Origin of the sequence: Patiriisocius hiemis (assembly GCF_031846325.1) — a bacterium.
GTDB classification, from domain to species: Bacteria; Bacteroidota; Bacteroidia; order Flavobacteriales; family Flavobacteriaceae; genus Patiriisocius_A; species Patiriisocius_A hiemis.
In genome coordinates, this window is record NZ_JAVRHZ010000002.1 from 94431 (window position 1) to 121073 (window position 26643).

At 34.4% G+C, this 26643-nt stretch carries 19 protein-coding genes; 16 read left to right on the plus strand and 3 right to left on the minus strand.

Features of this window, described 5'->3' with window-relative positions; translation table 11 throughout:
* Positions 1 to 28: 28 nt before the first annotated feature.
* Both RM538_RS04625 and RM538_RS04630 read left to right on the plus strand, forming a co-directional pair.
* On the plus strand, positions 29 to 886 hold the full coding sequence (locus tag RM538_RS04625; protein ID WP_311332234.1) for a cyanophycinase: 858 nt from the start codon (positions 29 to 31) through the stop codon (positions 884 to 886).
* Between the two features lie 10 nt (positions 887 to 896).
* Positions 897 to 1232, plus strand: coding sequence for a hypothetical protein (locus RM538_RS04630; protein ID WP_311332235.1), 336 nt, complete (start codon positions 897 to 899; stop codon positions 1230 to 1232).
* Between the two features lie 30 nt (positions 1233 to 1262).
* Here the strand turns inward: RM538_RS04630 and RM538_RS04635 are convergent, their stop codons facing one another.
* On the minus strand, positions 1263 to 2192 hold the full coding sequence (locus RM538_RS04635) for an isoaspartyl peptidase/L-asparaginase family protein (protein ID WP_311332236.1): 930 nt from the start codon (positions 2190 to 2192) through the stop codon (positions 1263 to 1265).
* A gap of 134 nt (positions 2193 to 2326) precedes the next feature.
* Between RM538_RS04635 and RM538_RS04640 the strand changes: the two genes are divergently transcribed.
* From RM538_RS04640 to polA, 4 genes are all read left to right on the plus strand, one after another.
* Positions 2327 to 4075 carry a tetratricopeptide repeat-containing sensor histidine kinase gene (locus RM538_RS04640; RefSeq protein ID WP_311332237.1) on the plus strand — a complete coding sequence of 583 codons (1749 nt, stop codon included), beginning with the start codon at positions 2327 to 2329 and terminating at the stop codon, positions 4073 to 4075.
* A gap of 2 nt (positions 4076 to 4077) precedes the next feature.
* The gene (locus tag RM538_RS04645) at positions 4078 to 4695 is read left to right on the plus strand and encodes a response regulator transcription factor (protein WP_311332238.1); all 618 of its coding nucleotides are present in this window, start codon (positions 4078 to 4080) and stop codon (positions 4693 to 4695) included.
* Positions 4696 to 4801: 106 nt separating this feature from the next.
* A complete protein-coding gene (locus RM538_RS04650) occupies positions 4802 to 6166 on the plus strand; it encodes a phage tail-like protein (RefSeq protein ID WP_311332239.1) in 1365 nt (454 codons plus the stop codon).
* A 134-nt stretch (positions 6167 to 6300) separates the two neighbouring features.
* Entirely contained in the window at positions 6301 to 9156 is a 2856-nt protein-coding gene (gene polA / locus RM538_RS04655; protein ID WP_311332240.1) for a DNA polymerase I, read from the plus strand.
* Positions 9157 to 9215: 59 nt separating this feature from the next.
* Here polA and RM538_RS04660 read toward each other — a convergent pair whose 3' ends face one another.
* On the minus strand, positions 9216 to 11861 hold the full coding sequence (locus RM538_RS04660) for a DUF5916 domain-containing protein (protein WP_311332241.1): 2646 nt from the start codon (positions 11859 to 11861) through the stop codon (positions 9216 to 9218).
* Positions 11862 to 12020: 159 nt separating this feature from the next.
* On the opposite strand from RM538_RS04660, the gene RM538_RS04665 reads away from it, so the two are divergent.
* The 6 genes from RM538_RS04665 to tsf all read left to right on the plus strand — a co-directional run bounded on the left by RM538_RS04665 (position 12021) and on the right by tsf (position 19746).
* Entirely contained in the window at positions 12021 to 13079 is a 1059-nt protein-coding gene (locus RM538_RS04665; RefSeq protein WP_311332242.1) for a hypothetical protein, read from the plus strand.
* A 77-nt stretch (positions 13080 to 13156) separates the two neighbouring features.
* A complete protein-coding gene (locus RM538_RS04670) occupies positions 13157 to 16609 on the plus strand; it encodes a pyruvate carboxylase (RefSeq protein WP_311332243.1) in 3453 nt (1150 codons plus the stop codon).
* A gap of 115 nt (positions 16610 to 16724) precedes the next feature.
* A complete protein-coding gene (rplM, locus tag RM538_RS04675) occupies positions 16725 to 17180 on the plus strand; it encodes a 50S ribosomal protein L13 (RefSeq protein WP_311332244.1) in 456 nt (151 codons plus the stop codon).
* The gene (rpsI, locus tag RM538_RS04680; protein ID WP_311332245.1) at positions 17180 to 17566 is read left to right on the plus strand and encodes a 30S ribosomal protein S9; all 387 of its coding nucleotides are present in this window, start codon (positions 17180 to 17182) and stop codon (positions 17564 to 17566) included. Before rplM ends, rpsI begins: the two co-directional genes overlap by 1 nt.
* A 191-nt stretch (positions 17567 to 17757) precedes the next feature.
* Positions 17758 to 18696 carry a 30S ribosomal protein S2 gene (gene rpsB / locus RM538_RS04685; protein ID WP_311332246.1) on the plus strand — a complete coding sequence of 313 codons (939 nt, stop codon included), beginning with the start codon at positions 17758 to 17760 and terminating at the stop codon, positions 18694 to 18696.
* Between the two features lie 87 nt (positions 18697 to 18783).
* Complete coding sequence (tsf, locus tag RM538_RS04690; protein WP_311332247.1) at positions 18784 to 19746, plus strand: translation elongation factor Ts; 963 nt, start codon at positions 18784 to 18786, stop codon at positions 19744 to 19746.
* 123 nt (positions 19747 to 19869) lie between these two features.
* Here the strand turns inward: tsf and RM538_RS04695 are convergent, their stop codons facing one another.
* Positions 19870 to 21255, minus strand: coding sequence for a S1C family serine protease (locus RM538_RS04695; RefSeq protein ID WP_311332248.1), 1386 nt, complete (start codon positions 21253 to 21255; stop codon positions 19870 to 19872).
* A 155-nt stretch (positions 21256 to 21410) separates the two neighbouring features.
* On the opposite strand from RM538_RS04695, the gene pyrH reads away from it, so the two are divergent.
* From pyrH to RM538_RS04715, 4 genes are all read left to right on the plus strand, one after another.
* Positions 21411 to 22118, plus strand: a complete 708-nt coding sequence (gene pyrH / locus RM538_RS04700; RefSeq protein WP_311332249.1) for a UMP kinase — start codon at positions 21411 to 21413, stop codon at positions 22116 to 22118.
* A gap of 91 nt (positions 22119 to 22209) precedes the next feature.
* The gene (gene frr / locus RM538_RS04705) at positions 22210 to 22764 is read left to right on the plus strand and encodes a ribosome recycling factor (protein WP_311332250.1); all 555 of its coding nucleotides are present in this window, start codon (positions 22210 to 22212) and stop codon (positions 22762 to 22764) included.
* 86 nt (positions 22765 to 22850) lie between these two features.
* A complete protein-coding gene (locus RM538_RS04710) occupies positions 22851 to 24116 on the plus strand; it encodes a DUF5686 family C-terminal domain-containing protein (RefSeq protein ID WP_311332251.1) in 1266 nt (421 codons plus the stop codon).
* A gap of 81 nt (positions 24117 to 24197) precedes the next feature.
* Positions 24198 to 26582, plus strand: a complete 2385-nt coding sequence (locus tag RM538_RS04715) for an efflux RND transporter permease subunit (protein ID WP_311332252.1) — start codon at positions 24198 to 24200, stop codon at positions 26580 to 26582.
* Positions 26583 to 26643 lie beyond the last annotated feature (61 nt).

Consider the following 26643-nt stretch of genomic DNA (forward strand, 5'->3'; position numbering starts at 1 on the left):
TATTTTTGCAGGCAACAAAAGCTATTTAATGAAAGTAAAAGGAACATTAATTCCCATAGGTGGAAATGAAGACAAAGGGACGGAGAAACATGAGCAACACACACTAGAGTTTATTAGTGAGGGAATCTTATTTCATGTAGTGAAAGAAGCTGGTGGAATTGACGCAAACATTGTAGTAGTACCTACCGCATCAAGTATTCCGGAAGAAGTAGGACAGAACTACCTTGATGCCTTTGGAAAATTAGGCTGTACCAATGTAACTGTTCTTGATATTAGAAAGCGTGAGGATTCTGAGTTGCCTGAAAATATTACACTCGTGAAAAATGCAGATTGTGTTATGTTCTCTGGCGGAAATCAATCTAAGATTACACGAAAAATTGGAGAAACAACTATTCATAAAATTCTTCTTGATAAATATAAAAATGAGGACTTTGTAATAGCAGGTACTAGTGCTGGTGCTATGTGTATGTCACAAGAAATGATTACTGGCGGAAGTGCTACAGAATCATTTATAAAAGGTGCAGTTGGTATGAGTACAGGGATGGGGTTTATTAAAGAATTAATAATTGACTCTCACTTTATACGTCGTGGTCGCTTTGGAAGACTAGCAGAAGCCGTAGCTAAATTCCCAACCCTAGTAGGTGTTGGTCTTGCTGAGGATACTGGACTTCTTATTAAAAATGCTAAAACTTTTGAGGTAATTGGCTCTGGGATGGTTATTCTTTTTGACCCTAGGAAATTAAAGCACAATAACGAAAAAATATTAGATGTTGGCACCCCGATGTCCTTAACAAATTTAAAAACACATGTTCTTGCTAATGGTGATCGCTTTAATATCAAGAAAAAGAAGGTTAAAGTGCTCCCTGTAGAGGCCTCTTTTATCTAAACTAATCAAGATGTGGGAAGAAAGGCTTAAACTTTACGATAGCTTTGTAACTAAATGTGCCAGATTTGATCGTCTTGGGAAAACAATGCCCTATACATCCACAAACGGGTATATGTTTTCATTATTAAATAAAAATGCTGAGTTAGGAATTAGATTCTCAAAAGAGGTCCAAGAAACCTATTTTAAAAAGTTTGACACTACTATTTATAAATCCTATGGAGCTGTAATGAAAGGGTATATTTTAATTACTGAAGCCATGCTAACTAATGAAACTCTAATTTTGGATTTATTAAACGAAAGCTACGACTATTTTAATTCTATTGAACCTAATAAACATAAGAAGTAATAAGTTACAACTTTCGCCTTAATTACAAGTTTACTTATAAATCAACACATCTTTTTCTCCATTCCATTTTTTATACCCTCGATACATCCCTTCAGTATTAAAAGGGAGTGCAATATTTCCTTGCGCATCTACCGCGATTAACCCGCCATCTCCATTAATCGCTTTTACACGGTTATGTATTACCTCATTAGCAGCTTCTTCTAGAGACATACCTTTATATTCCATTAAGCATGAAACGTCATAGGCTACAACTCCACGTATAAAGAATTCACCACTTCCGGTACAACTTACGGCACAGGTTTTATTGTTTGCATACGTTCCAGCGCCAATCATTGGACTATCCCCTACACGGCCCCATTTTTTATTAGTCATTCCACCTGTAGAAGTCGCCGCACCAATAGTACCATCCATACCTAAGGCAACTGCACCTACAGTACCAAACTTGCCATCTTTTTTCACACTATGGTCTAACTGAAACTTGTCACTATCTTTAATTCCTTGCCATTGTTTATAACGCACCTCATCGTAAAAATAAGAGGGCTCCTCTAAACTATAATGCAAACTCTCTGCAAATTGCATAGCACCTTCTCCTGCCAGAAACACATGATCACTTTTTTCCATTACATCTCTAGCTAGAGTAATAGGGTTTTTTATACCTGTTATTAAAGAAATAGCTCCTGCCTCAAGGTTTTTACCTTCCATAATTGCTGCATCCATTTCGTGGGTCCCGGCATTAGAAAAAACGCTCCCTTTTCCAGCATTAAAGAGCGGAGAGTTTTCTAGTATTGTAACGCTAACCTCCACAGCATCTAGCGCACTTCCATTAGCTTCTAAAACTTTATACCCACTTTCAAGTGCTTCTTCGAGTTTTGCCTTGTATTGTGATTCTAATTCTGGCGTCATTAAGCCTTTTACAAGGGTTCCAGCTCCTCCATGAATGGCAATTGAGAATTTATTCATTTTTATTGTTTTTAAAACTCAAAAATACGTTTTGATTTTAAATGCGTTAGACTTAATTGATATCTTTTCTTCGTTTTACTATTCTTGTTGGGGTTTTTAAAAAATAGTATCTTGTAGTTTTCAAAAAACATGTATTGAAATTATATTGTTTTTTTTCACCGCTTATTTTTCTCGCTACACTCCATGGCTTTTTTCACTTTTCACAAGTTGAACAAAACGCTACATCAGTTTATAAAAAAACCATTCAAACCCATATAGATAACGCTTGGGAATATACCTTAAATGAAAACGACAGCGCGCTTATTTATGCTGAAAAAGCCTTACAGCTTTCCAAAAAAAATAAGTATCCCTTTGGTATAGCAATGGCACTTGAAAGTAAAGGGCTATACCATGAGATTGTTACTGGAAATTACGATTTAGCTAGTGGGTATTATTTTGAAGGTATTCGGATTTGCGAAACTAATAACCTTGCATACGCATCTTCTATTTACCATTCACTTGGTGTAATGTTTCATACCTCAGATAATTATAACAAAGCCCTTGAATATTACAACATAGCTTACAATAGAGCTAAAAAGGATAAGGATTCTGTTCTTCAAAAGAAATGTCTAATAAATCTGGGGTCTATACATTCGTCTCTTCAAAACTATGAAAAAGCAAAAGTGTTTATGCTTGAAAGCTTACGTTTAGATAAAAGGCGTGAACTAGATTATAATATTTATGCCAATTTAGGAAACTTATTTATTCGTCAAAAACAATATAAAAAAGCAATTCCTTACTTAGAGAAATCTGTAAAGGTTACTCCTGATAATTTAGATTCTGAAAAAAACTTAATGTATCTAATTGAAGCTAAAGCGGCATTGCGAGACTCTACAGGTATGCAGCCTAAAATAAGGCGTGCAATTATTGAAGCTGAAAACATTACGGCATTACGAGCTAAAAGCAATTTGTACGACGCCCTTTCTAAATATTTTTATGCCTTTGAAGATTATAAAACAGCAATAGATTACCATAAAAAATACCAAGCTGCTTTTGTTGAAATAAAAGAAAAACAACGTGACCAAACAGTATATGATATAGAAACTAAATATCAAACTGAGAAAAAAGAGCGTGAATTAGAAAGAAAAAAAGCAAATGAAACTTTATTTATAATTATTGTAATCTTCTTAGCCATCCTACTTACGCTTGTCACATTATTTTATATTAAAAACCGGAAAAAGAATCAGCTACTTGGAAAACAAAAAAATCTTTTAGAAAGTACTGTTGAAGAAAAAAATACGCTACTTAAAGAGATTCATCATCGTGTAAAAAACAATTTACAGGTTATTTCTTCTTTATTAAGCTTACAACAACGTCAATTAAAAGACCCTAAAGCTTCGCAAGCCATGCAAGTAGGGAGAGACAGAGTAAAAGCTATGGCACTTATTCATCAAAACTTATATCAAGACACACAAATTATTGGTATTGAGACAAGTGATTATGTAAATAAGTTAGCAAATAACCTAGTTCAAAATTATAAAACCGAGGATAAATTAATTGAAGTTAAAGTTAATGTAGATTCAATAAAAGTAGATGTAGATACTATAATTCCATTAGGTTTAATTATAAATGAGTTAATTAGCAATGCTTTAAAATATGCATTTACAGATCAACCTACTGGAAGAATTGATGTTTCTCTAACATCTAATAATAACTCACTAATCCTTTCTATAGCTGATAATGGTAAAGGATTACCAGAAAACTTTTCTGTAAATCAAATCTCAAGTACAGGATTTAGACTAATAAAAGCATTTAGTGACAAATTAAAAGCCAATCTAAAAATCACCTCTTCAAAAAAAGGAACAGAAATAGCAGTAATAATTCCTAACTTAAAAACAGTATAGTAATGAGTGTAATTAATATTCTTGTTGTAGAAGACGACCCCATTATTGCAGAAGATATTAAGGAGGCACTTACCAATGTAAACTACAACGTAGTTGGGCTCGCTTACAATAAAATTGACGCTCTAAGTTTCTTAAAAAGCCTAACCCCAGATATTGTTTTAATAGACATAAATTTAGGCGATAATTTAGATGGTATTCTTATAGCAGAGACTATAAACAGCGAATATGAAATTCCTTTTTTATACCTAACATCCTACTCTAACAAAGAAATTCTTGATAAAGTAAAACATACGCTTCCTATGGGGTACATTGTAAAACCGTTTGAAGAAGCCGACTTGTTTGCTGCAATAGAAATTGCAGTTTCCAACTTTTATAAATTTAATAAAACAGACTCGCTTCAAATAGAATTAATTAACAAATCTATACCTAACAAACTCACGATGAAGGAGTTTGATGTATTAAAAGATATATATCAAGGAAAAACAAGTAATCAAATTGCAGATGACCATTTTGTAAGTATTAATACCATTAAAACTCATATTAAAAATATATATGAAAAACTCGACGTTCATTCGCGTTCTGAAGCAATTGTAAAAACAAGAAAACTTTTAAGCTATTAAATATCACCCAAATAGGTGATTTTTTACTAAAACGCTCTTACTATTTTTAAATCTTATAAAAGTATGGTCCTGGCTACCTTCTTTTGTAGTAAAACAAATAATAGTAATGAAACGTTTTTTAGTTTATATACTTCCCCTCTTTTTTAGCTTTACAGGCTTTGCGCAAGTAGGTATTGGCAATCTAAGCCCCAATGCACAATTGGATATATCTGCGGGAGCTACACCTTCTGAAAAAGATGGATTGCTCATCCCTAGATTAGATGAGTTTCCATCAGGCGTAAACGCCAATCAAAATGGAATGTTGGTCTTTATCACAGGTAATGGAACACCTACAAAAGGGTTTTATTATTGGGATAATAATACAACAAACTGGGTTGTTTTTGGAAAAAGTGACGTAGAAAAAATAGACGACCTTATTGATGGGAAAAGTGATTACTCATCAATTTTTTTGGGGGCTGGTGCAGGAGAAAATGACGATTCAAATAATTCAAATTTTGGCTTAGGTATTGAATCATTATACAACAACATTAACGGTATTGCAAATACAGCCCTTGGCTATCGATCACTATATTCTAATGTTGATGGAAACAGTAATCTTTGCATAGGTTTTGAAACTTTATATAGTAATGTTAGTGGTGATAGAAATATTGCCATTGGTAGTGCATCTTTAGGTAGCAATGCAACAGGAAGTGAGAATATTGCTATTGGGTATGGTGCATTTGCAAACAGTTCAAATAGTTCAAATAATATTGCCATTGGATTTTCTGCAGGTCCAAATTCTAGCTATGCAGGTAATTCAGGTATTTTTATTGGTGAAAGTTCTGGTAGAAATGAAACACAGGGTAATAGACTTTATATTGAAAATAGCAATGCAGATGAAAATAATGCTCTTATATATGGTGAGTTTGACAACAACATTTTAAGAACCAATAGCGAATTTCAAATTGGAAACCCAACAGGAAGTGGCTATGCATTGCCTACCACAGATGGTACTGCTGGACAAATATTAACTACTGATGGGAATGGACAAGTTAGTTTTGAAAACACAACTTCCATTTCCAATTTTTCATTGGCTAGAATAGTAATGAATAGTTATCAAGCAATGTCTGGAGCTGGATGGACAAAAATTAATTTTGACACCGTTGACTTTGACATAAATTCAGACTTCAACACAACAAATGATCGATTTGTTGTGCCTGTAGATGGTTATTATAGGGTAAATGCCATATGTCGAACATTTAGTGTGCCAAGCGGAACCAACCTCTTTGGAATAGCAATTTACATAAATGGCTCAAGAGTTAGATATAATCGTTATACTCATACAGGGACTTCAAATTTTATAAGATCAATAGATCAAATATTACAGTTAAGTGCTGGTGATTTTATAGAAATCAGGTTCTACAATCCATCAACAATATCAATTAGCTCAAGTGTTCAAGAAACATCCTTTGAAATAGAACGTCTTAGATAGTCTCAAATATATTTTACAACTCATACTAGTTTTCTTAACATATTTCTATTATAAAAAAACAGGAATTGTAATACAATATATTTCGGTTGGAGATATAAGTTTTGTAGTTTTATAAACTATTCAATTTATCCAACATGCCAGACCAAAAAAGACTTTTTCTTGTAGATGCCTATGCACTTATTTTTCGTGGCTACTACGCTTTTATAAAAAACCCGCGAATTAATTCAAAAGGAGAAGATACCTCAGCAATTATGGGGTTTATGAATTCGCTTCTAGATGTTATTAAAAGAGAGCGCCCAGACCATCTTGCCGTTTGCTTTGATAAAGGTGGAAGTGTGGATAGGGTAGAAATGTACGAAGAATACAAAGCCAATAGAGATGAAACGCCAGAGGGCATAAGAACTGCCACCCCACATATTTGTAACATCCTAGAGGCAATGCACATCCCAATCATGGTAAAAGAGGGGTATGAAGCAGATGATGTAATAGGTACACTTTCTAGACAAGCTGAAAAAGAAGGCTATAAAACTTATATGGTAACTCCAGATAAAGATTTTGCACAATTAGTGACCGAAAACATCTTTATGTATCGTCCCATTTTTGGAGGTGGTTACGAAACTTGGGGAATTCCCGAAGTACAGAAAAAATTTGAAGTAAAAGAGCCACTACAAGTAATTGACTTTCTTGGAATGATGGGAGATAGTAGTGACAATATTCCTGGATTACCTGGAGTTGGTGAAAAAACCGCCAAGAAGTTTTTGGCACAATTTGGCTCTATGGAAGGACTACTAGAGAATACAGACCAGCTAAAAGGCAAAATGAAAGAAAAAGTTGAAGCAAATAAAGAACTTGGTTTACTTTCCAAGCAACTAGCTACTATTATGCTTGATGTACCAGTAACTTTTAATGCCGAAGATTTTGAAATGTCAGAGCCTGATGTTTCTAAAGTGACTGAAATTTTTGAAGAATTAGAGTTTAGAAGACTAAAGGATAACTTTTTAAAGACATTTGCTTCAGAGAGTACTAAAGGTGAAACAACAACTTCAAAAAAAGGTTTAGAAGAAAAGAAATCTGCTAACACTATAAAATCTAAAACCAATACTGCTGGACAAGGACAATTTTCATTATTTGGAGGTGACGGAGAAGCTACAGAGGAGTCACAAGTTTTCAGCTCAAGAAAAACAATTAACGATACGGAGCATTTTTACCAAACTGTACAATCAGGTATGGGCACCAAGTTATTTATTGGTAATTTAATGAAACAAACATCTGTTTGTTTTGATACAGAAACGACAGGTCTAAACCCATTAACTGCAGAATTAGTAGGTATTGCATTTTCATGGGAAGCAGGAAAAGGATTTTATTTACCTTTTCCAGAAGACAAGCAGGAAGCGCAAGAACTAATTGAATTACTTCGCCCATTCTTTGAATCTGAAACTATTGAGAAAATTGGCCAGAATTTAAAATATGATATAAAGGTATTGGCTAAATACAATGTTTCTGTAAAAGGGAAAATTTTTGATACCATGTTAGCACATTACCTAATTAATCCGGATATGCGTCACAACATGGATGTTCTTGCAGAAACCTACCTTAACTATACTCCCGTTTCTATTACTGAACTCATTGGTAAAAAAGGGAAGAACCAGCTTTCTATGCGAGAAGTCCCTATTGAGAAACAAACCGAGTATGCTGTTGAGGACGCAGATATTACGCTTCAGTTAAAGCAACATTTTCAAGAAGAATTAGGAGCTGCTAATACTCAGAAACTATTTGATGATATAGAAGTGCCTTTACTTCGTGTTCTAGCAGATATGGAATTAGAGGGTATTAATCTCAATAAAGCATTTCTTCAGAAATTATCTTCAGAATTAGATACAGAGATAAAACAACTCGAAGCTAATATTTATAAAGAAGCAGGTGAGGAATTTAACATTGCTTCTCCTAAGCAATTGGGAGAAATTCTATTTGGAAAACTAAAGTTAGTAGATAAGCCTAAAAAGACAAAAACAGGTCAATTTTCTACTGCCGAAGATGTGCTAAGTTACCTTGCCAAAGACCATAAAATTATTGCAGATGTATTGGAGTTTAGAGGTCTTAGTAAATTAAAAAGCACCTACGTAGACGCATTACCAACACAGGTGGAGGAAGCAACTCAACGTGTACACACAGACTATATGCAAACAGTAGCTGCTACAGGACGATTAAGTAGTAATAATCCTAACTTACAAAACATCCCTATCCGTACCGAAAGAGGTCGGGAAGTACGTAAGGCGTTTGTGCCAAGAGATGAAAATTATGTATTACTCGCAGCAGATTATAGCCAGATAGAGCTGCGCATTATTGCAGCATTAAGTGAGGAAGAAACAATGATAAAAGCATTCCAAGATGGGGAAGACATTCATGCCTCCACAGCTGCAAAGGTTTTTAATGTCCCTCTTGAAGAAGTAACTCGCGAGCAACGTAGTAATGCAAAAACAGTAAACTTTGGGATTATTTATGGTGTATCTGCATTTGGGTTAAGTAATCAAACCGATTTGTCTAGAAGTGAGTCTAAAGAGTTAATTGATACGTATTATAAAACCTATCCTAAGTTACGTAACTACATGAGTGAGCAAGTTGACTTTGCTCGAGATAATGGGTATGTAGAGACAGTAATGGGGCGTCGCAGGTATTTAAAAGATATTAATTCTCGTAATGCAGTAGTGCGAGGCGCAGCAGAACGTAATGCAGTAAATGCTCCCATACAAGGTAGCGCCGCAGATATTATCAAGTTGGCAATGATAAACATCCATAAAAAACTGCAAGCCGAAAACTACACTAGCAAAATGCTATTGCAAGTACATGACGAATTAGTTTTTGATGCCTATAAACCAGAACTAGAAAATCTTAAAACCCTCATTAAAACCGAAATGGAAAACGCTTACAAAATGAGCGTTCCCTTAGATGTAGAAATAGGGGTAGGAGAAAATTGGCTAGAGGCGCATTAAATTCATAATAAAGCGGGAGCCTCAACGCTAAAACATTTAATAGTAGTTTTCAAATAACACTATAAAACAAAACGATAGGTAGCCTTAATCAAAAAGGTGTTTTGTGGTCGCTGTCTAAGAAGTTGATTGTCTATAATAGTCCCAAAACTATTATCAGGATCTCCAACTCCTGTAATCCCTTGAGACCATACTAAGAAAATTTCAGAACCAGGAATATACTCCCAACGCATTACTAGATTAGAACGAAACTGCACAAATGCAAAATTAGGATCTCCAAAACTGTAATCTGTTGCACCATCGGCATCTTCATCAATAAGATAGCCTCCTTCTTCAAAAGTTATTTGGTCATTGTTAAACAAAGTAACCCGCTCATTTATATCTTCTGCAATAGGATTATTAACAAAATTGAAGTCTGAATACTTAGCTTTAAAAATAAAAGGTTGTCCGTAATACTGTATTGTCAAATTTGGATTAATATTATAATTTACACGTAGTGTTGCGCTTAACGTTTCTTGATCTATAGCAGCTGTAATATATCGAGGGTCTCCATTAAAATTTCTTGTAGTTACATATTGTGTTTTATTTGGGTTTTCTGAATACTCTAAATCTAGGTTTAAACTTAAAGTATTTAATGGCTGGTAGCGTACTCCAAACTCATAATTGTAAAATGCGAAATTATCTTGTTTAGCTTGCGAGTTTACATGTCCTGCTCTAAAACTCAACTTTTTTCGCTGATCTGTACCACTAAAAAAGAACCAAAAGTTTTCTTCATTAAATCGCCACCTTGGACCACCTTGTAAGGCTGTATTTGTAAATATTCTAGGTTTATGGGCTGCCCCAAAATCACTCCACCAATTATTTTTATAGTTTACAAAACCTCCTATTTCATATTGAATACGATTATAATTACCTTCAAAATCGAAGGCAGTTGACAAATTACCTCTTAGGTTAGCACGACGATACCACGAAGTAGAAGTATTAAAGTTTCTCGTCACAAAGGTATATTGACGAATATCGTCTGCCTGCCTAAGAAACCCAATATCATTTATTTCAAATTCTGGTGATTTCCAGTTTCCACCAGTTCCATATCTCCAGTTTCCACCACCCCCTTTTCCAATTTCAAAACTACCTCCAGTACCTGTTAATGAAGTTCTGTTAGGGTCAACTTCTAAGTGGCTTGCATCTGGTCTTGCAAATAAATGTCTTATAGAACGTTGTGTTTCTTCTATGGCTTCTTTACTACCACGAACATGACTGTAATTAAATTTTCCGGTTACATAGTATTTTCTGTCTTTCCAATTATGTAAAAAATCTAACCCTCCAGAGTAAGCATGCGAATGTAAAAACTGAAGATTGTCTTCCATATTTCTATGCGTAGCTGTAAAGATGCCTCCTACATAGCTATTGTTATCATTAAAATCTTTTTGAACTCGTCCAACAAAGTAATTAGTAAGCGGTTCTACCACAGTTTCGCTTTCACTACCATCTTGGTTAATTACATCTGCAAACTCCTTTGCAGTTACACTTTCTAAAACTCCAAGTGTCCATCCATTTTGAGTTTTTCCGCTAAACTTGGCCGCCCCCAAAATAGTACTATTTATAGGTTGATCTACAAATACAGTTGTTGCACCAAAAGCAGACCCCTGTGGACTTCTTCCTATACGTCTGGAGAAAAATAAGTTGTCTGCTCCTCCCCCTACATTAAAATCAAAAACACTCTTGTTTTCTACAAAGAAAGGCCTTCGTTCTTGGAAAAAAATTTCAAAACCATCAAGTGCAACGGCTCCCGGATCTGCATCTACCTGCCCAAAATCTGGATTAATTGTTAAGTCTAAAGTTAAATCATTGGTCACACCAATTTTAGCATCTAACCCCCCTGTTAACTTTGTATCACTACCATCCCTAAAAGGATTACCAGGCTCTTTTTCATAGGTATCCAATTTTCCTACAGTATACGGCTGTATTTCGAGTTGTTTTTGAGGTTTCAAGCCTTTGATACCACGTAATTCTCCAAAAGAACTTACCCAACCAGGAGGGTTAGCTGGCAATTGCTGCCAAGTAGAACGTTCTTCATTTCTAAAATAACGCCTGGTTGATTGTATTCCCCATACTTGCTCGTCATCTTTTCCAAAGCGCAACTGACTTAGAGGAATACGCATTTCTGCAGTCCAACCATCATCATCAATTTTAGTATCTAGATACCAAATAGGATTCCAACTCCCATCAAAATTACCGTTATTTGAAATAAACTCATCCCCTTTTACTCCAGATGCAGAAGCCGTAAACGAAAAGCCAGTACGTTCATCTCCATAACTGTCTATATTAATCTCAACCCAATCACCTGGGAAGTCATCACGACGCCCCATCCTTTTTTCAATAGTACTTGGGTCAGCTTGATAACATTTAAAAGCTACATAGAGGTTTTTGTCGTCATACACAATTTTCATTTTGGTCTGCTCTGTAGGAGCTGCACCATTATCGGGTTCAAACTGAGTATAATCTGTAGTCCATTCTACGGCATCCCAAGTAGCTTCATCTAACACTCCGTCAATTTTAATAGGTTCTAAGTTAGCTACTGAAGTAGTTGTGTAGCTTCGTTTAGGGTATTCGGTAACTTGATTATCTGGTGTAGTATCGGTTTGAGAAAAAGAAATGCTACAGCAAAAACAGAAAATTGCTATCGCAGCGATTTTTAAAAATTTCATAATTGATTAGGTTAGATTGATTGATGTCTATATAAATATAGACATATAGAAGGTGAGCTTGTGACGGTTTTGTATTATGTTTAAGATAATTTTAACTTTTTGAGTGATCTCAATAAGGTACTTTAATAACACTATCTTTATACATATTTACCAAAATCTATGCGAAAACTTATTTCAAAAAAAAAGCCAGCTTTTGATATATCAGAAAAATTACTTGAGTATCTAACAGAGCATGGAAGAACTATTAAGATTCCTATTTACTATGATGATTTATTGCGGTTTCAAGGTTCTGTGGTAATTTACGACGCTCAAGGAAATGATACGCTATGGATAAGCGTGTACTATTCTGAAAGTGAACGAGAGGAAATAGAATTCAGTTTAAAAAGAATGTACTCCATCTTACATAGTGATGGTAGCGATAGCCTTTTACCTTATCTATCTATAGATAGTATAGACTTTTGCACCTTTGGAAACACAAAACCTTTTAGAGTAAAAGTTAGAAATATATTAAACGATAATTATATATTTTTATACATCAAAAAAGCTGATGCTTCTAGAATTTATGGACTAGAGCTAGAGCATTTACTTTCTCCTAACCATATTAATTTTCTTGTACATGAAAACTCTTTAATTGAAGAACACATCTCTGGAATACCTGGGGATGATTTTATTGAAAATCATCTTCAATTTTGCTCAGAAAGAGATAAAAGAGAAATTGCAAAAGAGTTTGTAAAGTTTAATGAACGCTGTTTCGTTAGGCTTCTTGGAGACATGCGAGCTTACAATTATGTAATGGTGTTAACCAACGATTTCGATAGAATTCAATATAGAATTCGAGCAATAGATTTTGACCAACAAAGTTTTGAAGGAAACAGTAAAGTTTATAAACCCCAGTTTTTAAAAGAAAATAATGAATTGGTGAAACTAACACTTTCAGTACTGCAAGAGGAGTCTATAGAACAGTACAAAAAAGAAGAACGCTCTTTGTTAGCAAAGCGAGCTAATAGTGAAAAAGAGCGCTTACAGTCTTTACTGTTTTGCATGAAAAATGATACCATATCTACTTCTTCAAAAATAAAGCAACTCCAAAAAGACTTATTTGTGTTAACAAATGATATCAATTTCAAAAAATCTAAAAATATGGGTGAGATTTTAGAAGCTGCACTAGACTTTATTGTTAGAAACTACAAAAACGAAAACCCATATATAATTTCATAAAAATTTAATACCAAAAATACTATGCATGCATAGTATTTTTGGTATCTTTAGGGTTTTAATCATTCAAATACCCTGTTATGCAAATTAAAAAGGTACTTGTTGCCAATAGAAGTGAAATAGCCATACGAGTTTTTAGAGCTTGTACAGAAATCAACTTGAGAACAGTTGCTATTTATTCTTATGAAGACAGGTACTCTCAACATAGATATAAAGCAGACGAGGCATACCAAATTGGAAACAAAGACGAGCCATTAAAGCCTTATCTAGATGGAGATGCTATTATTGCTTTAGCAAAATCTAAAAATGTTGATGCCATTCACCCTGGTTATGGTTTTCTTTCAGAAAATTCCAAATTTGCTCGCAAATGTGCGGAAAATGATATCATCTTTATTGGGCCAGACCCAAAAGTAATGGACGCATTAGGGGATAAAATAATGGCAAAAAATATTGCTAAAAAATGTAATGTTCCCATTATTGAAAGCAATACAAAAGAACTCACCAACGTAGAAACAGCCATTGAAGAAGCTTCAAATATTGGATACCCAGTTATGCTTAAAGCTGCATCTGGTGGTGGTGGTCGCGGCATGCGAATTATAAGAACCAAAGAAGATTTAACAAATACTTTTAATAGTGCTAAAAGTGAAGCTGGAAATGCCTTTGGGGATGACACCATGTTTTTAGAAAAATATGTAGAAAATCCAAAGCATCTAGAGGTTCAAATTGTGGCAGACAATCACGGAAGTATAAGACACCTTTATGAACGCGACTGTTCGGTACAACGAAGGCACCAAAAAGTGGTAGAAGTTGCACCTTCTTTTAATGTTTCAGAAAATGTAAGAACCCAATTATACCAATATGCGATTGCGATAGCAGAAGAGGTTTCATATAACAATGTTGGGACTGTAGAGTTTCTAGTAGATAAAGATGATAATGTATATTTTATTGAAGTAAACCCAAGAATTCAAGTAGAACACACAGTTACTGAAATGGTAACAGGAATCGATTTGATAAAAACGCAAATTTTTGTTGCTGGTGGGTATAAACTAAGTGATAAACAAATTAAAATATACGACCAAGACTCTCTTAGAACCTATGGTTTTGCATTGCAATGTCGCTTAACAACCGAAGATCCCGCTAATAACTTTACACCAGATTATGGCACCATTACTACCTACCGAAGTGCCTCTGGGATGGGAATTCGTCTAGATGCTGGTAGTATTTACCAGAGTTATAGCGTGAGTCCCTTTTTCGATTCTATGCTCGTAAAAGTCTCGGCTCATGGAAGAACCTTAGATGGTGCTGTTCGTAAAATGACACGTGCTTTAAAAGAATTTAGAATACGTGGTGTTAAAACTAATATCCATTTTTTACAAAACGTTATACAACACGAAACGTTTAAAGAAGGTAAAGCTTCAGTAAATTTTATAGCTGAAACGCCTTCACTATTTGACATAAAACTTCCGCAAGATCGAACAACAAAAATTACAAATTATTTAGGTGAAGTAATTGTCAACGGAAATCCAGATGTAAAATATAAAGACGATACCAAAATATTTAGAACACCAAAAATTCCAACTTTTTCACCTTCGGAAGCATTCCCAAAAGGAACAAAAGATTTACTTACTGAATTAGGTCCTGAAGCATTTTGCAAATGGCTTTCTTCAGAAAAAAAGATTCAATATACAGACACCACTATAAGAGATGCACACCAGTCTTTATTAGCAACTAGAATGCGGAGTTACGATATGCTTGCAATAGCTGAAAGTTATGCTAAAAATCATCCCAATATTTTTAGTATTGAAATGTGGGGAGGCGCCACTTTTGATGTTTGTATGCGTTTTTTAAACGAGAGTCCTTGGACACGATTAAGAGAGCTCCGTAAATTAATGCCAAATATTTTATTCCAGATGTTACTTCGAGGCTCTAACGGAGTGGGCTATAAAGCATACCCAGATAACTTGATTGAAAAGTTTGTAGAAACGTCTTGGGAAAATGGAATTGATGTTTTTAGGATTTTTGATTCCCTAAACTGGGTAAAAGCCATGGAGCCTAGTATTAAGTATGTAAGAGAAAAAACAGGAGGAATTGCACAAGCTGCTATTAGTTATACAGGAGATATTTTAAACCCAAATGAAACAAAATATACCCTAGGCTATTATACCCAACTTGCTAAAGATTTGGAAAACGCAGGAGCACACATGATTGCTATAAAAGATATGGCGGGACTATTAAAACCGTATGCTGCCACCCAGCTTGTAGGCGCTTTAAAAGATACTTTAAAGATTCCTTTGCATTTACACACGCATGACACATCCTCCATACAGTCTGCAACGTATTTAAAAGCTATAGAAGCCGGAGTAGATGTTGTGGATGTAGCCCTTGGAGGGCTCTCTGGTCTTACCTCACAACCTAACTTTAATAGTGTTGTAGAAATGATGCGTTATCAAGAGCGTATGCATGACTTTGATAGTAAAAAATTAAATGAGTTTTCAAACTACTGGGAAGACATTAGAGAATACTACTACCCTTTTGAAAGCGGATTAAAAGCAGGAACTGCAGAAGTGTATAGCCATGAAATTCCTGGCGGACAATATTCAAACCTTAGACCACAAGCCGAAGCACTAGGGCTTGGAGATAAGTTTGACTTAGTTAAAAAAATGTACGAAGAAGTTAATATGCTTTTTGGTAACCTAGTAAAAGTTACGCCAAGTTCTAAAGTTGTAGGAGACATGGCTATTTTTATGGTTACTAATGATTTAACTCCAGAAGATATTCTTGATAAAGGAGAAACTATTTCCTTCCCAGAATCTGTGATTAATTTCTTTAAAGGAGACTTAGGGCAACCACTTGGTGGATTTCCAAAAAAATTACAAAAAGTAATCCTTAAGAATGCAGAACCTTATACTGAAAGACCCAATGCGCATTTGGAGCCCATAGATTTTGATACAGAATTTAAAAGTTTCAAGAAAAAGTATCAAAAAGGATTTACGCGCCCTATTGAGTTTGAAGACTTTTTAAGTTATAGCTTGTACCCACGTGTCTTTGAAGAAGCACATAAAAAATATAAGTTATACGGTAATGTATCTATACTTCCTACTGCCAACTTCTTTTATGGAATGAAGCTACGAGAAGAGATTATGATAGAGTTACAACCTGGAAAAACAATTACTGTAAAACTACTTTCGGTAGGAATTCCTAATGAGGATGGGTATAGAATTGTATTTTTCTCTGTAAATGGAGAAAACCGCTTTGTAGAAATTAAAGATAAGTCTATAAAAGTAGAAAAAGTAGCCCATGTAAAAGTAGACCCAGAAGATGAAAACCAGTTTGGTGCTCCGCTACAAGGTTCACTCTACAAAGTATTAGTTAAAAAAGGGCAAAATATTAAGAAGAATGACCCACTCTTTGTAATCGAAGCGATGAAAATGGAAAGTACCGTAACAGCTACTAAACCAGGTACTGTGTCGTCTATCGCTCTGCAACCAGGCACCATGGTTATGAAAGGAGATTTGGTAGTAAAATTAAAATAACAGTAAAGGCTTAAAATAAATCTACACCTGCTTGTTTTTCAAATAAATAATAGTACTTTTGCAGACCCTAAAATAGGGCAATAAAATAAGTATTAACAATTAGACAAAAAACGAAATGGATACATTGAGTTACAAAACAGTATCTGCTAATAAAGCTACCGTTACAAAAGAGTGGTTATTAGTAGATGCGGACGGGCAAACATTGGGTCGTCTTGCGAGTGAAGTAGCAAAGTTACTTCGTGGTAAACACAAACCAAGTTTTACACCACACGTAGATTGTGGTGACAACGTGATTATCATAAACGCAGAAAACGTCCAATTAAGTGGAAACAAGTGGAACGAAAAATCATACATTCGTCACACAGGTTATCCAGGTGGTCAACGTAGTTTGACAGCTTCAGAATTAAAAGAAAAAAATCCAGCACGCGTGGTGGAAAAGGCAGTAAAAGGTATGTTACCTAAAAACAAATTAGGTTCAACTCTTTTTAGAAACTTGAAAGTATATGCGGGAGCAGACCACGGACAAGAAGCACAAAAACCTAGAAGCATTAACCTTAACGAAATCAAGTAATGGAGACTATACACAAAATTGGAAGAAGAAAAACAGCTGTTGCACGTGTATATGTTTCTGAAGGAAAAGGAAACATCACGATTAACAAGCGTGAATTAAATAACTACTTTACTACACCAACATTACAGTATAAAGTAAAACAACCATTAGCATTAACAGAAAACGAAAAATCTTTTGACATTTCTATAAATGTACATGGTGGTGGAGTAACTGGACAAGCTGAAGCTATAAGACTTGGATTGTCTAGAGTATTATGCGAATTAAACGAAGAGAACAGAGCTATCTTAAAGCCAGAAGGATTACTTACAAGAGACCCAAGAATGGTAGAACGTAAGAAATTTGGACAGAAGAAAGCACGTAAGAAATTTCAATTCTCTAAGCGTTAATATACTCAACTTGGTTGGGTATCTGTTTCGGGTGTTGTTAAAAATTACTCGAATTACAAGTTCATACAATTACAATTATTAATAAGCTGTTAGTCCCGTTCTGCCGGGCGGGACAATTAGTTTAGTATCTAAACCAAGCTCTTTACGAGAAGGTTGACATCTAAACACACAGAACGTAAACTAAAAACAAAATGGCAAACAAAACAAGCGTAGAAGTTAAAGAACTTCTAGATGCAGGTGTACACTTTGGACACCTTACAAGAAAATGGAATCCTAACATGGCGCCTTACATCTACATGGAGCGTAACGGAATCCACATTATCAACTTATACAAAACTGCTGCAAAACTTGATGAAGCTAACGAAGCTTTAAAAAAGATTGCTGCTAGTGGACGTAAAATTCTTTTTGTAGCTACTAAGAAGCAAGCAAAAGATATCGTTTCAGAAAAAGCAAGTAATGCAAACATGCCTTACATCACAGAAAGATGGCCAGGTGGTATGCTTACTAACTTTGTAACTATTAGAAAAGCCGTTAAAAAAATGGCCTCTATTGATAGAATGAAGCAAGACGGAACATTTAACACACTTTCAAAGAAAGAGCGTTTACAAGTAAATCGTCTTCGCGCTAAGCTTGAGAAAAACTTAGGTTCTATTAGTGATATGAGTCGTCTTCCAGGCGCTTTATTCATTGTAGATACTACACGTGAGCATATTGCAGTTGCCGAAGCTCAAAAATTGAACATTCCAATTTTTGCGATGGTAGATACTAATAGTGACCCAAGAGAGGTAGAATATGTAATCCCATCTAATGATGATGCATCTAAGTCTATCGAAAAAATTATGTCTTCAGTTTCTGAAGCTGTAATTGAAGGGCTGGCTGAGAGAAAAGCCGGTAAAGAAAAAGCGACTACAGAAAAAGCAGGAGCTAGCGAGCCAAAAGAAGCTAAGAAAGCACCTCGTAAAAGAGCTGCCGTAGAAGCTTCTAGCGATGTTGCTGAAGAAACAAAGGTATCTGAAGCTGCAAACACTAGTGTTAGTGACGAAAAAGCTATAGAAGAAGTAAAAAAACCTGTTGTAGCTTCTAAGTCTGAAACAATGGAGAAAGCAGGACTAACTAAAGAAGAAGAATAAATAACAATTTTATAATACCTATAAGTCGTTCAGGTTTTTTCTCAAGAGTAAATTTGGACGACTTTTTTAAAATACTAAACATATATCATGGTAAAAGTAACTGCCGCAGAGGTAAACGAATTACGTAAAAAAACTGGAGCTGGAATGATGGACTGTAAAAAAGCCCTTGTTGAAGCCGAAGGTAACATGGATAAAGCAATTGAAATCCTTAGAAAGAAAGGACAAAAAATTGCAGAAAAAAGAGCAGACAGAGATTCTAGTGAAGGAGCTGTTGTTGCAAAAATAAGTGACGATAACACAAGAGGAATATTAGTTTCTCTTAACTGTGAAACAGACTTCGTTGCCAAGAATGACTCTTATAAGGCAATGGCACAAGAGATTGCAGATGCTGCAATCAATACAAACTCTAAAGAAGAACTTCTTGAGGTTTCTCTTGGAAACTTAACTGTTGCCGAAAAATTAATAGAGCAAACTGGTGTTATTGGTGAGAAAATTGAAATTGGAGGTTTTGAAGTAATAGAAGCTCCTTTTGTAGGTTCTTATATCCACGGTAATAAAATTGGAGCATTAACTGGTTTATCAAAAGCAGTTGATAATGCTGCAGAGATTGCTAAAAATGTTTCTATGCAGGTTGCGTCTATGGGTGCTACAACATTATCATACAAGGATTTTGATGCTGATTATGTTGCTAGTGAAACTGAAGCTCGTATCGCTGCTATAGAAAAAGATAATATAGAATTAGGTCGTTTAGGAAAAACATTAAAAAATGTTCCTAGCTATATTTCTAGAGCACAATTAACAGATGAGGTTTTAGCAAAAGCTGAAGCTGATATTAAAGCTGAATTATTAGCTGAAGGAAAGCCAGAGCAAATTCTAGATAGAATTGTACCTGGAAAACTAGAGCGTTTTATTAGCGATAATACTACATTAGATCAAGAGCAATGTTTATTAGACCAAAACTATATTATGGACGATAAGCAAACTGTTGCAGATTATGTAGCGAGTAAAAATGTAGAGGTTGTAGGCTTTAAGAGAGTTTCTTTAGCTTAATTCAAGCTTATAATAAACAGAGCCATCCTGCAATTTGCAATGGCTTTATATAAATAATTTAATCCGTTTTCAATTATAATTGAGAACGGATTTTTTTATGCTATAACTTCTGCTTATATGATATTAAAGTTTTTTGGGACTCATTTTTAGTGTATTTGATTTTATAAAAACCTTTTCTCCACTATAAATACTCACTCTATAAGTTGCAGCATCATAAAAGTTAAAATCAAAATATGTAGAGGCAAATCTTGGGTTGACAGAGAGAGTTAAGTCTTTATACTTGTAGTACTTTCCATCATAAGTTGATAGTTTATCAATTAAAACCAAAATAGATTCTGTTTTTAGCGGGTTAGGACTATTATTTAAGAAAACCCTTATTTTACCTCTCTGGGCTCCATTGCCTAATGTGAAATTAGTATATCTTTTTTCTTTTGGAGGAAGAGTTCCATTTGGCGAGCTAGAAATTAAGGAAAAAAACAAATTTGAGCCAGTATAATTTTTTGCTAATGCAGCTCTTTTCGCTGCATTTTCATTTTCAACTCTAATAGCAATGTCATTATTTATTTGTGCAACAGTTTTAATTGGTTGTCTTTCTCCTTTTATTGCATTTATAGAACTTGATCTTTTAGGAAGAGTAAGTCCTCTTTCTACAAGTGCTGTGTGGGCTTTATTATCTATTGCTGAGATATAATACATCCCGTTTAACCCTCCAATTAATCCAATACCTGTAGTAGGTCCTTTTGCTGTAGCGATACCAACCACCTTATTATCTTCACTAAACACGGGTCCTCCACTATTACCAGGGTGTATCTCTGCATCTGTTTTAATGTAACCATAATCTTGATTAAACACATAGTCGTAACCACTCATAATTCCAAGGCTAAGAGTGCTTAAATCTTTAAGCATTAAACTAGCAGTCCCAGAAAATTGAGCCGGGTACCCATAAACACAAAGATTCTCTCCTTGTGTTATATTATCAGAATTACCAATAGGAACAGGAGTAAACTTCTTTGAAACTTTTTTGCCATCAAGGTCATTAACTATTTTAAGTAATGCTCCATCATATTCTCCCGAACCTGTTGCAACAACTTCTGCGAGATATAATTTGTAATCATTTTCTCCGGGTCCGTAGAAAACTTGAACAACGGGAACAGTATAACCTGTATATTTTGCTTTTACTAAACTAGGGTTTTGAATTAGCTCTTCAGAATAAACATCAATTGCAGTCTTTGTGGTATTATTTGTCAAGTATTCATACTCTATGTACCCTTTTACACACATTTCTATAACATGCTTATTTGTAAAAACATATCCATCATTAGTTACAATAAATCCAGAGCCTCTTCCCATATAACCTGATCCAGGTTTAATTTTTTCTAAATCGGGATCCATTAATAAAATTTTCACCACCCCTTTATAATACTTCGAAGCAATTAATTTTGTGTCTAATCCTCGTTCTTTACATCCTAAAAAAGCTAAAAAAATAAATGAGTAGAGTATTTTTTTCATTTAAAAATGATTTGAAAATTTGGCTGATATAAATTTACTAATTGTTTATAAACTAATTGTACGATTTGATATCTAATTACTTTGGTAATGAATAATAAAATTTAATTCAGCAATAAAAAAATAGTTATTTTTGCTAAGCAAAATCACTCACTTCTATGCAATATAAAAGAATATTACTCAAACTTTCTGGAGAAGCACTAATGGGGAATCGTCAATATGGGATTGACCCCGATAGGCTTTCAGAATATGCAAAAGAGATTAAACAAATTACAGATAAAGGCGTGCAAGTAGCCATTGTAATTGGGGGTGGTAATATTTTTAGAGGAGTTGCAGGAGCAAGTAGAGGGATGGATCGTGTACAAGGAGATCACATGGGAATGCTTGCCACAGTAATTAATGGCCTTGCATTACAAAGTGCATTAGAAGATGAAGAAATCCCTACAAGATTGCAAAGTGCAGTAAAAATTAATGAAGTCGCAGAGCCTTTTATACGTCGCAAAGCAATTAGACATCTAGAGAAAGGACGCGTTGTAATTTTTGGCGGTGGAACAGGTAACCCCTACTTCACAACAGACTCTGCAGCAGTATTAAGGGCTATTGAGATAAATGCTGATGTAATTTTAAAAGGTACTCGTGTAGATGGCATCTATTCTAGTGACCCTGAAAAAGATACAAACGCCACAAAATTTGATTTTATCTCTTTTGATGATGTGTTGCGCAAAGGACTTAAAGTAATGGACACTACAGCTTTTACATTAAGTCAAGAAAACGAGTTACCTATTATAGTATTTGACATGAATACTAGAGGAAATCTTGTTAAAGTAGTCTCTGGAGAAAACATAGGTACAAAAGTTAATTTGTAATTTATTATTTTTGAGATTGGTCTAGTTTTTGAAACTGGCATTCTGAGTTATAAATAATTAAAATTTTCACGCTTAAGGCGTTACAATAGATATGGAAGAAGAAATTAAATTTATATTAGATAGCACTAAAGAGGCAATGACTGCTGCTGTAAAGCACTTAGAAAAAAAGTTAATTAACATTAGAGCAGGAAAAGCATCTACAACTATGGTGGGTAGTGTCATGGTAGAATATTATGGTACACCTACCCCGTTAACACAAGTTGCCAATGTAAGCACTCCAGATGGGATGACTATTTCTATACAACCTTGGGAAAAAGGATTGATACCTGATATTGAAAAAGGAATTCACCAAGCCAATTTAGGTTTTAACCCAATGAATAATGGAGAAAGTGTAATTATTAATGTACCTCCTCTTACTGAAGAACGAAGAAGAGAACTTGCTAAACAAGCTAAAGCAGAAGCAGAAGAAGCTAAAATTGGGGTGCGTAATGACCGAAAAAGTGCTAATAGCGATATTAAAGAGCTAGATGTAAGTGATGATATGAAGAAAAACCTTGAAATTGATGTGCAAACTATGACAGATACATTTGTTACAAAAATAGACGAGATTCTAGCCAACAAAGAAAAAGAGATTATGACAGTTTAATAATCAAATCTTAAACCTAGTACAATAAAGCGGCTCTTATGCCGCTTTATTTATATCTTTACATCAAACCTCTCTCAATTCAAACAATGCGCAAACTAAGTATCCTTTTCTTCCTTTTTACTGGATACATTTTAAATGCTCAAGAGCCGGCTATAAAGATTGAAAAAGACACTACAGCTAGTAGAGCAGAAAAAAAAGAAAGCCCGTTTAAAACTGGTTTCTATCCTTTAGGTTTTTTTGATATTGACCTAAGGTACTTTGTTAAATACAACAACTACGAAGGCATTAGATTAGGTATTGGAGGAGTTACCAATGATTTACTTTCAGATAGGTTTAAAATAGGAGGTTATATTGCCAGAGGATTTAAGGACAGAGATTTTAAGTTTAGTATTGGCGGCAGTCTTCGACTTGAAAAAGAAAGTAAAACTTGGTATAATCTATATTATACAGATGATATTAGGGAAATAGGTGCGTTTAAGTTTCTTACAGATGACAGAGTCTATTCTGTTTTTGAACCTCGCCTTGTAAACATTACACAGTTTTATAAGTACAAAACAATACAAAATAACATTCAGCATGAATTTACTCCTAAATTTTTAGCCGAAGCAAGACTTTCTCACTCTAGTATAAAACAAATAATTGGCTATAGATTTCTAAATAATGAAACAGAGTTTAGGAAATATCAATTAACAGAAGCAACAGCTTCAGTAAGAATTAGTCCAAAAACCAATTTTTTTACAACTGAAGATGGCCGCGTAGAATATTTTGATGGATTCCCAAAAATAAGTGCCCAAATCACACAAGGAATTAAAGGCGTTTTAGGTAGTGATTTTGATTATACAAAATTTGGATTAAAGCTAGACTACTATATCAAGAGGACAAATTTATCATCAACAAATATTTTATTAGAAGGAGATTATGCCATAGGCGATGTTCCTCTCACACATTTATTTCATGCGTATCCTAATGCTCCAACAAAAGATGAAATTTTGCAACGTTTTTCTGTCGCAGGACGGCGTAGCTTTGAAACTATGTATTTTGGTGAGTTTTTTTCAGATAAACTAGCAACACTACAAGTAAAACATAGCTTACGTAGGTTTTATTTTTCTGAAAAATTTCAGCCAGAATTGGTTCTTATAAGTAAACACGCAATTGGATCTCTAGACAATAGAGAAGTCCATTTGGGAACTGGGTTTAATACTTTGGAGCAGGTATATAATGAAGCAGGGCTAGAGTTAAATAAGTTATTTTTAGGTTTTGGCTTAAGTTTTGCTTACCGCTATGGCTTTTATCATAAACCCGATTTTGAAGATAATATCTCTTTTAAGTTTACTTTTTATTTAAAAGTCTAATTTTCAGTTAAAATCTATAGTAAATTTTTAGTAGCATCAATAGGAAATACTACCTTTGCACGCTGAAACAAACCCCTTAATTTGAACAAACTCTTTAGCATAGGATTTTGGAGTGCTGTAGCTCGTTTCATTCTAAGAAACAGAACACTAATTATTATTTTTATTGCTGCCATAACAGTTCTATTGGCAATGCAATGGAAAAATATGCGGTTTACGTATACTGAGGCCAACTTACTCCCAGATGACCATGAGGTAAATTCAGCTTATAATGAGTTTCTTTCAAAATTTGGAGAAGAAGGGAATCTCATTTTAATTGGAGTTAAAGACTCTAGCCTCTTTACTAGTAGAAATTTTAATGCTTGGGCACAACTTTCTGAAGAAATAAATTCAAAAAAAGCAGTTGCCTTAACTTTATCTGTTGGAAACCTTCAAAAACTTGAGAAGTTAAAAGACAGTACTGCTTTTGCAATGGTCCCATTTATAAAGGATTCTGTTTTTACTTCAGAAAAACTTCAAAAAATACAATACGAGCTTTTTGAAAAACTTCCGTTTTACAATGGTTTAGTCTATAGCCCAAACAAAGAGGGTGTGCGCACCGCTATTTATTTGGAAAAAGATATTGTAAATACAGCCGCCCGAAAAGATTTTATAGTACAAGAGTTAATTCCGTTAATTGAGAGTTTTGAGACAGACACAGGTATTAAAGTACATACTTCTGGAATGCCTTATATACGTACCTTAAATTCTCAAAATATTATAGACGAGATTGGGCTTTTTATTGGTGCTGCACTACTGGTAACTTCATTAATATTCTTTTTCTTTTTTAGGTCTTTTAGAGCCACATTTATTTCAATGATTACTGTTATTATTGGAGTAATGTGGGCGTTTGGAATTTTAGGATTGCTCCATTATGAGATTACAGTTCTTACTGCATTAATACCTCCATTAATTATCGTTATTGGAATTCCCAACTGTATTTTCCTGATTAACAAGTACCAACAAGAAATAAAAAATCATGGTAATCAAGCAAAATCGCTACAACGTGTAATCACAAAAGTAGGGAACGCTACCTTAATGACAAATGTTACTACGGCATCTGGATTTGCCACCTTTATTTTGACTAATAGCCAGTTATTAAAGGAGTTTGGTATAGTAGCATCTATTAATATTATTGCCATTTTTCTATTGAGCCTGTTTATTATACCTATTGTTTATAGCTATATGGCAGTCCCAAAATACAAACATCTTAAACACCTTAACAAACGTTGGGTTGGGACATTTGTAAATTGGATGGAACGAATGGTAAAGGGGTATAAAATTGCCATTTACATAACTTCTGTTGTATTACTTTGCTTGAGTATTATTGGTATTTACAACATTAAACTTTCAGGAAGTATTATTGAAGACATGCCTAAAAAGGCAGAATTTTTTAAGGATATTCGTTTTTTTGAAGAGGAGTACGAAGGTATTATGCCTCTAGAGATTTTAATAGACACAAAACGGGAAAAAGGAGTTATGAAATTGGCTACCTTAAAACGTATGGAAGAACTACAAAACTACCTTGAAGAAATTCCAGAGTTTTCAAAACCATTGTCTGTGGTAGAGTTGGTTAAATATTCTAAGCAAGCTTATTACAATAATAATCCAGAATATTACCAGCTTCCTAATAGCCAAGAACGCACTTTTATACTTTCGTATGCAAAGAGTAGTGCCAATAACACCAATCTACTTTCTAGCTATGTTGATTCTACAGGGCAATACGCTCGAGTCACAACCTTTATGAAAGATACGAAAACAGAGCGTTACGACAGAATTGAAGAAGATTTACTAGCCGAAATAGCAAAGATATTCCCAGAAGAACGTTACAATGTATCGCTTACAGGAAAAGCTCTTGTCTTCCAAAAAGGAACAAAGTACCTAGTAACTAATCTTGTTATTTCACTATCGCTCGCCGTTTTATTAATTGCACTATTTATGGCATGGATGTTTAGAAGTGTGAGAATGATTCTGGTCTCGTTAATTCCTAATTTATTACCATTACTAGTCACAGCAGGACTTATGGGCTTTCTTGGTGTACCCATAAAACCCTCTACAATTTTAGTATTTAGTATTGCCTTTGGAATTTCGGTAGATGACACCATTCACTTCTTAGCAAAATACAGGCAAGAACTTATTGCTAATAATTGGCGCATTAAAAAATCTGTGTATGCGGCATTAAAAGAGACTGGCGTTAGTATGTTTTACACTAGTATTGTGTTGTTTTTTGGGTTTTCGGTATTTACTATTTCTAACTTTGGAGGCACAGTAGCTTTAGGTGCTTTGGTTTCAGCCACCCTGCTTTTTGCTATGCTGGCTAACTTACTACTATTACCTTCTCTATTGCTTTCTCTAGAAAAGAGTATTGCCAATAAAGAAACCTTTAGAAAACCATCATTAAAAATTATTCCTGATGAGGAAGAAGAGTAATTTTTTACTTTCAGAATTTACTATTCTCAATTAAAGAAATATCTTTGCTTTCCGAGAAAAA

Excerpts from the sequence above, each read along its gene's own strand:
- frr (WP_311332250.1), top strand. The coding sequence starts at position 22,210 with ATGGAAGAAGAAATTAAATTTATATTAGATAGCACTAAAGAGGCAATG.
- RM538_RS04710 (WP_311332251.1), top strand. The coding sequence starts at position 22,851 with ATGCGCAAACTAAGTATCCTTTTCTTCCTTTTTACTGGATACATTTTA.
- polA (WP_311332240.1), top strand. The coding sequence starts at position 6,301 with ATGCCAGACCAAAAAAGACTTTTTCTTGTAGATGCCTATGCACTTATT.
- pyrH (WP_311332249.1), top strand. The coding sequence starts at position 21,411 with ATGCAATATAAAAGAATATTACTCAAACTTTCTGGAGAAGCACTAATG.
- RM538_RS04630 (WP_311332235.1), top strand. The coding sequence starts at position 897 with ATGTGGGAAGAAAGGCTTAAACTTTACGATAGCTTTGTAACTAAATGT.
- RM538_RS04695 (WP_311332248.1), bottom strand. The coding sequence starts at position 21,255 with ATGAAAAAAATACTCTACTCATTTATTTTTTTAGCTTTTTTAGGATGT.
- RM538_RS04650 (WP_311332239.1), top strand. The coding sequence starts at position 4,802 with ATGAAACGTTTTTTAGTTTATATACTTCCCCTCTTTTTTAGCTTTACA.
- RM538_RS04665 (WP_311332242.1), top strand. The coding sequence starts at position 12,021 with ATGCGAAAACTTATTTCAAAAAAAAAGCCAGCTTTTGATATATCAGAA.
- RM538_RS04670 (WP_311332243.1), top strand. The coding sequence starts at position 13,157 with ATGCAAATTAAAAAGGTACTTGTTGCCAATAGAAGTGAAATAGCCATA.
- rpsB (WP_311332246.1), top strand. The coding sequence starts at position 17,758 with ATGGCAAACAAAACAAGCGTAGAAGTTAAAGAACTTCTAGATGCAGGT.
- RM538_RS04625 (WP_311332234.1), top strand. The coding sequence starts at position 29 with ATGAAAGTAAAAGGAACATTAATTCCCATAGGTGGAAATGAAGACAAA.
- tsf (WP_311332247.1), top strand. The coding sequence starts at position 18,784 with ATGGTAAAAGTAACTGCCGCAGAGGTAAACGAATTACGTAAAAAAACT.
- rplM (WP_311332244.1), top strand. The coding sequence starts at position 16,725 with ATGGATACATTGAGTTACAAAACAGTATCTGCTAATAAAGCTACCGTT.
- RM538_RS04635 (WP_311332236.1), bottom strand. The coding sequence starts at position 2,192 with ATGAATAAATTCTCAATTGCCATTCATGGAGGAGCTGGAACCCTTGTA.
- RM538_RS04645 (WP_311332238.1), top strand. The coding sequence starts at position 4,078 with ATGAGTGTAATTAATATTCTTGTTGTAGAAGACGACCCCATTATTGCA.
- RM538_RS04660 (WP_311332241.1), bottom strand. The coding sequence starts at position 11,861 with ATGAAATTTTTAAAAATCGCTGCGATAGCAATTTTCTGTTTTTGCTGT.
- rpsI (WP_311332245.1), top strand. The coding sequence starts at position 17,180 with ATGGAGACTATACACAAAATTGGAAGAAGAAAAACAGCTGTTGCACGT.